Origin of the sequence: Nocardiopsis dassonvillei (genome assembly GCF_964273065.1) — a bacterium.
In the GTDB taxonomy this organism is placed as follows: Bacteria; Actinomycetota; Actinomycetes; order Streptosporangiales; family Streptosporangiaceae; genus Nocardiopsis; species Nocardiopsis dassonvillei_B.
The window spans coordinates 5,703,566-5,715,529 of the sequence record NZ_OZ186815.1; the positions used below are offsets into that span (position 1 = coordinate 5,703,566).

Sequence of the window (11,964 nt, forward strand, 5' to 3'; positions counted from 1 at the left end):
CGTCCTCGCTGAAGGACCCCCGGCCGCAGGCCGTCCGCGGCGGGCGGCCGCGGACGGGGGCGTCCACGGAGGGTCGAAGGTCCCCCTCCCAGGCGCCCCCGCCCGGGAGGGGGATCAGCGGACGTCCGTCGGGGCGGGGAGGGGCGGGCGCAACGGAGGCGCGGAGCGGGCACGGCGGTCGCACTCCGTTGTGCAACGGTGACGGGCGGGGCGCCCGACGGGTCCCCTGGTCGGGCTACACTTCGCTGTGGGGTTCCTGCGTCCCTCGCCGTTTCCCCACCCGTGTCACTCAGGACACGGTAAAATCCGAAATCGTCCCCGATCTCCTCCTCCCCCCCGAACCGGCCCGGCGCCTCGACGGCACCGGCGGGCCGGGAGGGAACCAGGGGATCGAGGTGTCCATCCCCCCGCTGCGGGGTCGAGCTACGGGTGAGCGTGTGATCCTCGGTCTGTCCATCTTCGTGATGCTTCTCAGCGTGCTGCTGGTCCTCCTGGTGCTGCTGCACAAGGGCAAGGGCGGCGGCCTCTCCGACATGTTCGGCGGCGGTGTCACATCCTCGCTCGGTGGGTCGTCGGTGGTCGAGCGCAACCTCGACCGCATGACCATCATCGTCGCCGTCGTCTGGATCATCGCCGGCGTCGTCCTCGGCCTGCTGATCAACCGGGGGATGTGACCCGCCGTCCAGCGGGTGCTCACCCTCCACAGTCAAGCTCGCCAGAGTCGCCGGTGAGCGTGTTCGCCGAAGGAGTTTTTCGTGGGTAGTGGCAGTGCCATCCGTGGCAGCCGGGTCGGAGCCGGTCCTATGGGCGAGGCGGAGCGGGGCGAGGCCGCCCCCCGTATCCGGGTCCCGTTCTACTGCGCGAACCTGCACGAGGTCGTGCCGAGTTTCGCCAGTGAGGCGCTCGTCCCCGACGAGTGGGACTGCCCCCGCTGCGGGTTCCCCGCGGGCAAGGACAAGGCGAACCCCCCGTCGCCGCCGCGCACCGAGCCCTACAAGACCCACCTGGCGTACGTGAAGGAGCGGCGCAGCGCCGAGGAGGGCAAGCTCATCCTGGACGAGGCCCTGGCCAAGCTGCGCGCCGACCGCGCCGCGGTGGAGGCCCACATGCGTGCCGCCCGGAACTGAGCCCCCCTCGATCCGAACCTGCCCGGGGCCCGTCGCTCGCGCGACGGGCCCCGTCGGCGTTCGGGGTGCAAAGGAGAGCGAAGGGGGAATTTCCTCATTCTCGGGACTGGTGTGGTGCGTGGGACGTACAGTGAGCAGCGCAGACCCCTCGCAGCCCCCTCCCAAGGAGTTGGTGTCCATGTCCGCATGCCCTACCGGCGGGGACCACGACTGGATTCTCGGCGACGACCGCAAGTTCCAGTGCGCCAAGTGCGGTGCTCAGAGCGCGCGCAGGTTCTGAGCCGCCGGGCCCGGCTGGACGGTGCCGCGTCCGGCGAGGTCTCCCTTGCGGTCCGTGGCCCGCCAGGTCACCGGCTCGCCCAGCGCCTCGGCCACCCCCTTGGCCCAGCGCTCCAGGGGCTCGAACATCTCCGGGCCCTCCACCAGGACGGTGCGCCCCTGGTAGGCCATCCCGTCCAGGACGATGACCTCGCCACCGGCCCTCAGTTCGGTGTCGTACTCGCTCACGCCCGGTCTCGTGTTGGGATTCATGGATCGGACTCTAACGGCCGGTCCTTCTCCCCACCCGGGATTTCGCCGCATCGTTCCGGGCCGTTCAGCACCAAACCGCCTACATATCAGCAAAAGCGGGCATGTCGGGCGCACCGAGTACGGTGGGCGAGGGGGACAATGGACCCATGGCTTCCCCCGACCCCTCGGACGTCCCTGTGACACGGGGCGTCCCCTCGGACCTGACCCATCCGCCCGCCGGAGTCTCCCACCTGCGCAGGTACGTCAGCCTGCGCGGGCCCAACGCCCGGATGTGGATCGCCGTGGGCTACTTCTCGGCCACCCTGACGGCCGGCTTCCTCGTCGTCCTGGTCTCCACCTTCCTGCACGTGCTCAACGACGAGACGACGGTCGGATCGGTGGCCCTGTGGGTCTCGGCCTCGCTGACGATGATGTTCATCGGCCCGGTGAGCAACGTGTTCGTCCTGCGCGGACTGCCCCAGCGGATCACCCGCCAGGGGATCAGCGCCGACAGCGACGGCGTCACGGTGCTCCAGGAGCGCAAGTGGTGGTTCCCGGGAGAGGGCACCTTCATCGCCTGGCCGGAGATCCGGCGCATCCGCGAGGAGACCGTGGTGGCCCACCGGACCACCTACTTCATCGAGTTCGCGCTGGACACCCACCGCACCGACCCCGAACTGCCCTCCTGGGCCGAGGACGCCGGCGCCCTGGGCCTGGAGAAGGACCCGGACGCGGCCACCCAGTTCTACGTCCAGGTCCCCAAGGACCTCAAAGAGAAGATCCTGACCATGATCGAGCGCACGGCGCCCTTCCCCGAGATCGTCCAGCGGGTACGCCCCAAGGCGGCCTAGGCCGTGTTTTTTCGAACCTCCGCTCCGCTCCGGTTCGCGTTCGGCGCCCCCGGAAGGCGGGAACCCTCGGCCCTACGGGAACGTCCTCGTTCCCCGGACATCCCCTCCGGGCCTGCCGAACCCCGCCGGCGCCTCACACACCCCCGCGGAACAGGACGGCACTTGAAAAACAGACCCTAGCCGGTGCGGCCGCCGAGCCTGCGGGTCAGCTCGGCGGCCGCGTCGCGCACGCGCCCGGCCAGCGCCTGCGGGGTGACCGGGCGGGCGCTGGGCACGGTCAGGCTGATCGCCGCGGCCGGGCGGCCGTTGTGGTCCAGCGCCGCGGCGGCCACCGACACGAACCCCTCCGTCACCTGGCCGTCCTCCATGGACCAGCCCTGCCGCGCCTCCTCGGCCAGCAGCCGCCGCAGCTCGGCGGGGGCGGCCGGGCCGCGCCCGGTGCGGTCGGTGAACGCCGCCTGCCCGGGGTACAGGGCGCGCACCTGGGCGCGCGGCAGCAGGGCCAGCATGGCCCGCCCGGACGCGGTCAGGTGGGCGGGCAGGCGCACCCCCACCCCGGTGATCAGGGACGGCGCGTGCGGCGGCTGCTCCTTGAGCAGGTAGAGGGTGTCGGCGCCGTGCAGCACCCCCAGGTGGGAGGTGGCACCGGTGCTCTCGGTGAGGCGGACCAGCAGCGGCCGGGCCAGCCGTTCCATGCCGTCGTGGCGCAGGTAGGCCGAACCGATCTCGAAGGCGGCCACGCCCAGCCCCCACCGCCGCTCCTCCGGCAGGTGGGTCACGAAGCCCTCCTCGGCCATCGCCTCCAGGAGCTGGTAGACGCTGGAGCGCGGGATGCCCAGCTCGGCCGCGACCGCCGCCGCCGACACCGGCCCCGAACGCGTCGCCAGGAACCGCAGCAGCCGCAGGGCGCGGGTCGCCGCCGGCACGATGCTCATACCCCCAGTCTCCCACGGCCTCGGGGCGGTTGTCCGATATGTCAGACACAATGACCGTGTCGGGCCTGTGACCGGGGTGGCCCGGGGTGTCGAATGGTGGCATGTCCACAGCAGTTGCTCCCGTCGCCGTCGGCGGCGCCCCGCTCACCCCGGCCCAAGTCCTGGCCGTCGCCCGCCACGGCGCCCACGTCACCCTCACCGAGGAGACCCGCAAGGCCGTCCGGCACGGCCGCGAGCGGGTCGAGACCCTGGCCCGCGGGGAGGTCCCCGCCTACGGTGTCAGCACCGGGTTCGGCGCCCTGGCCACCCGCCACATCGCCCCCGACCTGCGGGCCCGGCTGCAGCGCTCGCTCATCCGCTCCCACGCCGCGGGCGCCGGGCCCGAGGTGGAGCGCGAGGTGGTGCGCGCGCTGATGCTGCTGCGCCTGCGCACCCTGGCCTCGGGCAACACCGGGGTGGAGGTCGCCACCGTCGAGACCCTGGCCGCCCTGCTCAACGCCGGGATCACCCCCGTCGTGCACGAGTACGGCAGCCTGGGCTGCTCGGGCGACCTGGCCCCGCTGTCCCACGTCGCGCTGGCCCTGATGGGCGAGGGAGAGGTGCGCGACGCCGCCGGAGAGCTCAAGCCCGCCTACACCGCCCTGCACGAGGCCGGGATCGCGCCGGTCGAACTGGGCGCCAAGGAGGGCCTGGCGCTCATCAACGGCACCGACGGCATGCTCGGCATGCTGGTCCTGGCCTGCATGGACCTGGAGCGGCTGCTCAAGGTCGCCGACATCACCGCAGCCATGAGCGTGGAGGCCCTGCTGGGCACCGACCGGGTGTTCGCACAGGACCTCCAGCGGCTGCGCCCCCACCCCGGGCAGGCCGCCTCCGCCGCCAACCTGCGCGCCCTGCTCGCCGACTCGCCGATCGTCGCCTCCCACCGGGGCCCCGACTGCAACCGGGTCCAGGACGCCTACTCGCTGCGCTGCGCCCCCCAGGTCGCCGGCGCCGCCCGCGACACCCTCGCCCACGCGCTGACCGTCGCCGGCCGGGAACTGGACAGCATCATCGACAACCCGGTGGTGCTCGACGACGGCCGGGTGGAGTCCAACGGCAACTTCCACGGCGCTCCGGTGGCGTACGTGCTCGACTTCCTGGCCATCGCCGTCGCCGACGTGGCCTCCATCGCGGAGCGGCGCACCGACCGCATGCTCGACGTGTCGCGCTCCCACGGGCTGCCCGCGTTCCTGGCCGACGACCCCGGCGTCGACTCCGGCCACATGATCGCCCAGTACACCCAGGCCGCCATCGTCTCCGAGCTCAAGCGCCTGGCGGTGCCCGCCAGCGTCGACTCCATCCCGAGCTCGGCGATGCAGGAGGACCACGTGTCCATGGGCTGGTCGGCCGCCCGCAAGCTGCGCCGCGCCGTCGACGGCCTGACCGGCGTGCTGGCGGTGGAGCTGCTGACCGCCGCCCGCGCCCTGGACCTGCGCTCGCCGCTGGAGCCCGGTCCGGCCACCGGCGCCGTCGTACGCACCCTGCGCGAGCACGTCTCGGGCCCCGGCCCCGACCGCCACCTGGCACCCGAGATCGCCCGGGTCGCCGACCTCATCACCGACGGCTCGGTCCTCGAGGCCGCCGCTTCCGTCGCCCCGCTGCAGTAGACCCCCTGGAGGACACCGCAATGAGCACCCCGCGCACCGTCCGCGCCGCCCGCGGCACCACCCTGTCGGCCAAGGGCTGGCAGCAGGAGGCCGCCCTGCGCATGTTCCACAACAACCTCGACCCCGAGGTCGCCGAGCACCCCGAGGAGCTGGTGGTCTACGGCGGCACCGGCAAGGCCGCCCGCGACTGGCGCAGCTTCGACCGCATCACCGCGTCCCTGCGCGACCTGGAGGGCGACGAGACCCTGCTGGTGCAGTCCGGCCGCCCGGTCGGCATCATGCGCACCCACGAGTGGGCGCCCCGGGTCCTCATCGCCAACTCCAACCTGGTGGGCGACTGGGCGAACTGGCCGGAGTTCCGCCGCCTGGAGGCCCAGGGCCTGACCATGTACGGGCAGATGACCGCCGGTTCGTGGATCTACATCGGAACCCAGGGCATCCTCCAGGGCACCTACGAGACGTTCGCGGCGGTGGCCGCCAAGCGCTTCGACGGAACGCTGGCCGGGACCATCACCCTGACCGCCGGACTGGGCGGCATGGGCGGCGCCCAACCGCTCGCGGTGACCATGAACGACGGTGTGGCGATCGTGGTGGAGTGCGACTCCAGCCGCATCGACCGCCGCATCGAGCACCGCTACCTGGACGTGCGTGCCGAGAGCCTGGACCACGCCCTGGAGCTGGCCGTGGCCGCCCGCGACGCCCGCCGCCCGCTGTCCGTCGGCGTGCTGGGCAACGCCGCCGAGGTGTTCCCCGAGCTGCTCTCGCGCGGGGCGCCCGTCGACATCGTCACCGACCAGACCTCCGCCCACGACCCGCTGGCCTACCTCCCCGCCGGAGTGGCGTTCGAGGACTGGAAGGGCCTGGCCGCGGCCAAGCCCGAGGAGTTCACGCTGCGGGCCCGCGAGTCGATGGCCGCGCACGTGGAGGCGATGGTCGGTTTCCTGGACGCGGGCGCCGAGGTGTTCGACTACGGCAACTCCATCCGCGACGAGGCCCGCGCGGGCGGGTTCACCCGCGCGTTCGACTTCCCCGGGTTCGTGCCCGCCTACATCCGGCCGCTGTTCTGCGAGGGCAGGGGTCCGTTCCGGTGGGCGGCGCTGTCGGGCGACCCCGCCGACATCGCGCGCACCGACCGGGCGGTCCTGGACCTGTTCCCCGAGAACGAGCACCTGGCCCGCTGGATCCGCATGGCCGGGGAGCGGGTGGCGTTCCAGGGCCTGCCCGCCCGCATCTGCTGGCTGGGCCAGGGCGAGCGCGCCGCGGCCGGGCAGCGCTTCAACGAGCTGGTGGCGGCCGGGGAGATCTCCGCTCCGCTGGCGATCGGCCGGGACCACCTGGACACCGGCTCGGTGGCCTCCCCCTACCGGGAGACCGAGGGCATGAAGGACGGCTCGGACGCCATCGCCGACTGGCCGCTGCTGAACGCGCTGGTCAACACCGCCTCGGGCGCCTCCTGGGTGTCCATCCACCACGGCGGCGGCGTGGGCATGGGCCGGTCCGTCCACGCCGGGCAGGTCAGCGTCGCCGACGGCACCGATCTGGCCGCGGCCAAGCTGGAGCGGGTGCTCACCAACGACCCGGCCATGGGTGTGATCCGCCACGTGGACGCCGGCTACGAGGAGGCCGAGCGGGTCGCCGGGGCCCACGGCATCCGCGTTCCCATGCGCGAGGGGGAGTAGGTTCCGGTGGCGGGCAACGGCACGGTCCCCGACGCGGGGGCGTTCGATCGGATGTGGGCGGACCTGGCCCCGGTGGGCCGGGGCGCCGACGGCGGGTACCGCCGGTTCAGCTGGGAGGGGGCCGACACCGACGCCCGGGCCTGGTTCGTCCAGGAGGCGAAGGCCCGCGGGCTGGACGTGCGGACCGACCGCAACGGCAACCTGTGGGCCTGGTGGGGGACCCCCGGGCCGGGGGCCGTCGCAACCGGCTCGCACCTGGACTCGGTGCCCTCGGGCGGGGCCTTCGACGGCCCGCTGGGGGTGGTCGGCGCGCTGGCCGCGGTTGACGAACTGCGCCGGCGCGGGGTGCGCCCGGCACGGCCGCTGGCCGTGGTGGTGTTCGTGGAGGAGGAGGGCGGCCGGTTCGGCGTCCCCTGCCTGGGCAGCCGGCTGAGCACCGGCGAGATCTCCCCGGAGCGGGCCCTGGGCCTCACCGACGCCGACGGGACGACCTGGGCGGCGGCGATGGAGCGGGCCGGGCTGGACCCGGCGGGCATCGGCCCCGACCCCGCGACGCTGGGGCTGCTCGGCGTGTTCGTCGAGCTGCACGTGGAGCAGGGCCGTGCGCTGGAGGACACCCCGCACGCGGTGGGGGTGGGCTCCTCCATCTGGCCGCACGGGCGGTGGCGGCTGGACTTCACCGGTCGCGCCGACCACGCCGGGACCACCCGGCTGGAGGACCGCGGCGACCCCATGCTGCCGTTCGCGCACACCGTCCTGGCGGCGCGGGCGGTGGCGGCCGGACACGGTGCCCGCGCCACCGTCGCCAAGGTCCGGGTCGACCCCAACGGCACCAACGCGATCCCCTCGCTGGTCAACGCCTGGCTGGACGCGCGGGCCGCCGACGAGGCCGTGCTGGAGGCCGTCGTGGCCGGCGTGCGCGAGACCGCCGAGCGCACCGCCCGCGAGCACGGGGTCGGGGTGGCGGTGACCGCCGAGTCCCGCACCCCGCTGGTGTCCTTCACCGAAGCACTGCGCGACCGGCTCGGCGCGGTGCTCGCCGGCGGCGGGCCGGCGGTGCCGGTGCTGCCCACCGGAGCCGGGCACGACGCCGGGGTGCTGGCCGCCCACGTGCCCACCGCGATGCTGTACGTGCGCAACCCCACGGGCGTGTCGCACTCCCCGCACGAGTGGGCGCGCCCGCAGGACTGCCACGCCGGGGTGGCCGCCCTGGCCGACGTGCTGGCCGACCTGCTCACCGGGGAGGCCGTGCGATGAGCGCCCCGACCCGGGTGTGGTGCGAGTGGGCCTGGACCGGGTCCGCCGACGGGACCCCCGAGCCGGGGGTGCTGCTGGAGGCCGCCGACGGCCGGTTCACCTCGGTCACGGCCGGGACCGAGGCCCCCGCCGACGCGGAGGTGCTGCCCGGGGTGACCCTGCCGGGGCTGGCCGACGCGCACTCGCACGCCTTCCACCGGGCGCTGCGCGGGCGCACCCACGCGGGCGGCGGCTCGTTCTGGACCTGGCGCGAGGTGATGTACCGGGTGGCCGACCGGCTCGACCCGGACTCCTACCTGCGCCTGGCCCGGGCGGTCTACGCGGAGATGGCCCTGGCCGGGGTGACGTGCGTGGGCGAGTTCCACTACCTGCACCACGCCCCGGGCGGGGTCCGCTACGCCGACCCCAACGAGATGGGGCGGGCGCTGGTGGCGGCGGCCGCCGACGCCGGGGTGCGGCTGACCCTGCTCGACGTGTGCTACCTGGCGGGCGGGCTGGAACCGGACGGGTCGTACCGGCCGCTGGCCGGGCCGCAGGCGCGCTTCGGTGACGGCGACGCGGCGGGGTGGGCCGAGCGGGTCCGCTCGTTCGGGCCGCTGCCCGGCCACGTGCTGCTGGGCACGGCCGCCCATTCGGTGCGCGCCGTCCCCGTGGCGGAGCTGCCCGAGGTGGCGGCCGCCGCCGCGGGCGTGGGCGGTCCGCTGCACGCCCACCTGTCGGAGCAGCCGGCCGAGAACACGGTGTGCCTGGCCGCCCACGGCCGCACTCCCACCGCGGTGCTCGCCGACGCCGGGCTGCTGGGGGAGGGCACGAGCCTGGTGCACGCCACCCACCTCACCGACGGCGACGTCGCCGCGATCCGCGGCGCCCGTTCGGTGGTGTGCCTGTGCCCCACCACCGAACGCGACCTGGCCGACGGCCTGCCCCGCACCGGCGACCTGGACGTCCGCAGGCTGAGCCTGGGCAGCGACCAGCACGCCCGGATCGACATGTTCGAGGAGGCGCGCGCCGTGGAGCTGCACGAGCGGCTGCGCACCCACCGGCGGGGCACCCTGGGCGCGGGCGACCTGCTGCGCGCCGCCACCGCCCACGACTCCCTGGGCTGGGCCGACGCGGGCTCGCTGGCCCCCGGGGCCCGCGCCGACCTGGTCAACGTGCCCCTTGAGGGGGTGCGGCTGGCCGGGGCCGACCCGGCGCGCGGGACGGACGCGGTGGTGTTCGCCGCCGACGCCTGCGACGTGCGGCATGTGATGGCCGACGGCCGCTGGACCGTCCGCGACGGCGTCCACACCCGGATGCCCGACCTCGCCCGCGACCTCGACACGGTGATCAAGGAGATCCTCGAGTGAACGACGTGCCCGTGAGCATCCTCATCGACGACATCGCGACCCTGGTCACCAACGACCCCGGGCTGGGGGAGGGCCGGGTCGGCGCCGTCGAGGACGCCGCCCTGGTCATCGAGGACGGGGCGGTGGCCTGGGCGGGGCCGCGGGGCCGGGCCCCGGCGGCCGACGCGCGGGTGGACGCCGCGGGGCGGTGCGTCATCCCCGGGTTCGTCGACTCCCACTCCCACATCGTGTTCGCGGGGGACCGCAGCCGGGAGTTCGCCGCCCGGATGAGCGGGACCCCCTACTCCGCGGGGGGCATCCGCACCACCGTGGCGGCCACCCGGGCGGCCTCGGACGCCGAGCTGCTGGCCCGGGCGCGCGGGTTCGCCGCCGAGGCGCGCGCCCAGGGCACGACCACCCTGGAGGTCAAGTCCGGGTACGGGCTGACCGTCGCCGACGAGGCGCGCTCCCTGGCGGTGGCCGGCCGGGTGACCGACGAGGTCACCTTCCTGGGGGCGCACGTGGTGGCCCCCGAGTACGCCGACGACCCGCAGGGGTACGTGGACCTGGTCACCGGCCCCATGATGGACGCGTGCGCCCCGTACGCGCGGTGGATCGACGTGTTCTGCGAGCGCGGCGCGTTCGACGAGGAGGCGTCGCGCCGGGTGCTGGCCGCCGGGAGGGAGCGCGGGCTGCTGCCCCGGGTGCACGGCAACCAGCTGGGCCGGGGGCCGGGGGTGCGGCTGGCCGTGGAGGTCGGCGCGGCGTCGGTGGACCACTGCACCTACCTGTCGGCCGAGGACGTCGACGCCCTGGCGCAGGCGGCGAAGCGTCCCGAGCCCACGGTGGCGACCCTGCTGCCGGGGGTGGACTTCTCCACCCGGCAGAGCTATCCGGACGCCCGGGCGCTCATCGACGCGGGCGCGGTCGTGGCCCTGGCCAGCGACTGCAACCCGGGGTCGTGCTTCACCTCCAGCCTGGCGTTCTGCATCGCGGTCGCGGTGCGCGACATGGGGATGACCCCGGACGAGGCGGTGTGGGCGGCCACCGCGGGCGGGGCGCTGGCGCTGCGCCGCACCGACGTGGGCCGGCTGTCCCCGGGGGCCCGCGCCGACTTGGTGCTGCTGGACGCCCCCAACCACCTCTACCTCGCCTACCGGCCGGGCGTCCCCCAGGTCGCGGCGGTGTGGAAGGACGGCGTCCTCGCCCACGGGCGCCCCTGAGGGCACGGTCGGCGGGGGCGCCCACGGGGTTCCGCAGGTCCGGAGCGAACGTCCGGGGGCGGGGAGGCGGGCGTGGCGGCCGAAGGTCACCGTTCCCCGTGCGCCCTCGCACGGGCCGGGGCGGGCACAGCGGACGGAGAACTCAACGGGCGCCTAACGTGCCGGAAACCTCCCCACCCCACTCTGGGATCACGTCGGTGCGCGTCCCGCCGCCGCGGCGACAGCGTCGTCCCGCGGCGGCGGGTGCATCTTCTCTCCAGGGGGCGCAGTGGGCCTGTGGCGTATCAGGACCGCGGTCGAGGACCGGCCCGGCGGTCTGGCGGGACTCGTCGACGCCCTCGCGGGCCGCGGCGGGAACATCGTGGGGCTGTCGATCCACACCGACGTCTCGGGCGTGGTGGACGAGTTCGTGGTGGACGTCCCCGGTGATCCGGGCCCCGTGCTGCGCGCTCTCCAGGAGCACTGCCCCACCGGGACGGTGACGGCGGTCCCGGCCCACCGGCGCGAGGTCGGCGACGACGTGACGCGGGCGCTGCTGCTCACCGCGCGGCTGCGCGCCCACCCCAACCGGCTGCCCGCCGCGCTCGCCGAGCTCCTGGCGGCCGACGAGGCCCGTTGGACCAACCTGACCCGGGCCGAGGGCTCCGACGAGCCGGGGCCGGGCACGTCGATGCTGGTGCCGGTCGGACCGCTGCGCGGGGTGCTGGTGCGCCGCGCGTCGCGCCCCTTCACCTGGACGGAGTCCAGCCGCGCCGACGCCCTGGTGCGCTCGGTGATGCCCTCCGCGGGTCCGGTGCCCACCGACCGGGTCGTGCGCACCGGCGAGGGGGTGCCGCTGTCGCTGCGCCAGGTGCGCGAGGCGGACGCGCCCGCCGTGGTGGACCTGCACCACCGCTGCGCGCCCGAGACGGTGCGGGGGCGCTACATGGCGGGGATGAGGGAGCCGACCCCGCAGATGCTCCGGGTGTTCTGCGATCCGGACCGCGGGCTGACCCTGGCGGTCCGGCCCCAGGACCGGGAGGCGCCGGTGGCCCTGGGCCACCTCATGTACACCCTGGACCCGGGGGTCGGGGAGATCGCGTTCCTGGTGGAGGACGCCTGGCAGGGGCGCGGCGTGGGCACCGCGCTGGCCCGGGCGCTGACCGTCGTCGCCGCCGACTGGGGGCTGGCCGAGGTGCGCGCGGAGACGACGCTGTCCAACACCCCGATGCTGCGGATCATGCGCCGCTTCGGCGCCGCGGTGCGGGTGCAGGGGGGATCGTACGTGCAGGCCCGCCTCCCGGTCGCCGAGGCGGTCCAGGGCGGCTCCGCCGGTGAGCGCGAGGGCCGCCTGGCCCGGCTCATGGGCCGCGGCTGATCCCCGGGGAGAACGGGGAACGGGGGCCGACGGGCACCGGGGTGTCGC

The 11,964-nt window shown here is 74.9% G+C and carries 11 protein-coding genes; 9 read left to right on the plus strand and 2 right to left on the minus strand.

Translation table 11 applies throughout. The annotated features are described in order from the left end of the window. Nucleotides 1-437: 437 nt before the first annotated feature. Both secG and ACSUPR_RS25485 read left to right on the plus strand, forming a co-directional pair. Entirely contained in the window at nucleotides 438-674 is a 237-nt protein-coding gene (gene secG, locus ACSUPR_RS25480; protein WP_436887237.1) for a preprotein translocase subunit SecG, read from the plus strand. Nucleotides 675-803: 129 nt separating this feature from the next. Further along, the gene (locus ACSUPR_RS25485) at nucleotides 804-1,127 is read left to right on the plus strand and encodes an RNA polymerase-binding protein RbpA (RefSeq protein WP_245833406.1); all 324 of its coding nucleotides are present in this window, start codon (nucleotides 804-806) and stop codon (nucleotides 1,125-1,127) included. A gap of 258 nt (nucleotides 1,128-1,385) precedes the next feature. Here ACSUPR_RS25485 and ACSUPR_RS25490 read toward each other — a convergent pair whose 3' ends face one another. Next, nucleotides 1,386-1,658: a hypothetical protein gene (locus ACSUPR_RS25490; protein ID WP_436887238.1), complete on the minus strand. Its 273-nt coding sequence runs from the start codon at nucleotides 1,656-1,658 to the stop codon at nucleotides 1,386-1,388. A 146-nt stretch (nucleotides 1,659-1,804) separates the two neighbouring features. Here ACSUPR_RS25490 and ACSUPR_RS25495 point away from each other — a divergent pair, with 146 nt between their 5' ends. Continuing rightward, a complete protein-coding gene (locus tag ACSUPR_RS25495) occupies nucleotides 1,805-2,488 on the plus strand; it encodes a hypothetical protein (protein WP_436887239.1) in 684 nt (227 codons plus the stop codon). A gap of 176 nt (nucleotides 2,489-2,664) precedes the next feature. Here the strand turns inward: ACSUPR_RS25495 and ACSUPR_RS25500 are convergent, their stop codons facing one another. Then, complete coding sequence (locus ACSUPR_RS25500; protein WP_436887240.1) at nucleotides 2,665-3,423, minus strand: IclR family transcriptional regulator; 759 nt, start codon at nucleotides 3,421-3,423, stop codon at nucleotides 2,665-2,667. 101 nt (nucleotides 3,424-3,524) lie between these two features. Here ACSUPR_RS25500 and hutH point away from each other — a divergent pair, with 101 nt between their 5' ends. From hutH to ACSUPR_RS25530, 6 genes are all read left to right on the plus strand, one after another. After that, nucleotides 3,525-5,072, plus strand: a complete 1,548-nt coding sequence (hutH, locus tag ACSUPR_RS25505) for a histidine ammonia-lyase (RefSeq protein ID WP_436887241.1) — start codon at nucleotides 3,525-3,527, stop codon at nucleotides 5,070-5,072. A 20-nt stretch (nucleotides 5,073-5,092) separates the two neighbouring features. Then, nucleotides 5,093-6,751 (plus strand): urocanate hydratase, encoded by a 1,659-nt coding sequence (gene hutU, locus ACSUPR_RS25510; RefSeq protein ID WP_436887242.1) that lies wholly within the window; start codon nucleotides 5,093-5,095, stop codon nucleotides 6,749-6,751. 51 nt (nucleotides 6,752-6,802) lie between these two features. Next, a complete protein-coding gene (locus ACSUPR_RS25515; RefSeq protein WP_436892149.1) occupies nucleotides 6,803-8,008 on the plus strand; it encodes an allantoate amidohydrolase in 1,206 nt (401 codons plus the stop codon). Next, nucleotides 8,005-9,357, plus strand: a complete 1,353-nt coding sequence (locus tag ACSUPR_RS25520; RefSeq protein ID WP_436887243.1) for a formimidoylglutamate deiminase — start codon at nucleotides 8,005-8,007, stop codon at nucleotides 9,355-9,357. The genes ACSUPR_RS25515 and ACSUPR_RS25520 overlap by 4 nt, the downstream gene beginning before the upstream one ends. Next, nucleotides 9,354-10,559 carry an imidazolonepropionase gene (gene hutI, locus ACSUPR_RS25525; protein WP_436887244.1) on the plus strand — a complete coding sequence of 402 codons (1,206 nt, stop codon included), beginning with the start codon at nucleotides 9,354-9,356 and terminating at the stop codon, nucleotides 10,557-10,559. Before ACSUPR_RS25520 ends, hutI begins: the two co-directional genes overlap by 4 nt. Nucleotides 10,560-10,827: 268 nt before the next feature. Beyond that, nucleotides 10,828-11,916, plus strand: a complete 1,089-nt coding sequence (locus ACSUPR_RS25530; RefSeq protein ID WP_436887245.1) for a GNAT family N-acetyltransferase — start codon at nucleotides 10,828-10,830, stop codon at nucleotides 11,914-11,916. Nucleotides 11,917-11,964: the final 48 nt, after the last annotated feature.

Coding starts and splice junctions, on each gene's coding strand:
- ACSUPR_RS25485 (WP_245833406.1), top strand. CDS start 804: ATGGGCGAGGCGGAGCGGGGCGAGGCCGCCCCCCGTATCCGGGTCCCG.
- ACSUPR_RS25490 (WP_436887238.1), bottom strand. CDS start 1,658: ATGAATCCCAACACGAGACCGGGCGTGAGCGAGTACGACACCGAACTG.
- ACSUPR_RS25495 (WP_436887239.1), top strand. CDS start 1,805: ATGGCTTCCCCCGACCCCTCGGACGTCCCTGTGACACGGGGCGTCCCC.
- ACSUPR_RS25500 (WP_436887240.1), bottom strand. CDS start 3,423: ATGAGCATCGTGCCGGCGGCGACCCGCGCCCTGCGGCTGCTGCGGTTC.
- hutH (WP_436887241.1), top strand. CDS start 3,525: ATGTCCACAGCAGTTGCTCCCGTCGCCGTCGGCGGCGCCCCGCTCACC.
- hutU (WP_436887242.1), top strand. CDS start 5,093: ATGAGCACCCCGCGCACCGTCCGCGCCGCCCGCGGCACCACCCTGTCG.
- ACSUPR_RS25515 (WP_436892149.1), top strand. CDS start 6,803: ATGTGGGCGGACCTGGCCCCGGTGGGCCGGGGCGCCGACGGCGGGTAC.
- ACSUPR_RS25520 (WP_436887243.1), top strand. CDS start 8,005: ATGAGCGCCCCGACCCGGGTGTGGTGCGAGTGGGCCTGGACCGGGTCC.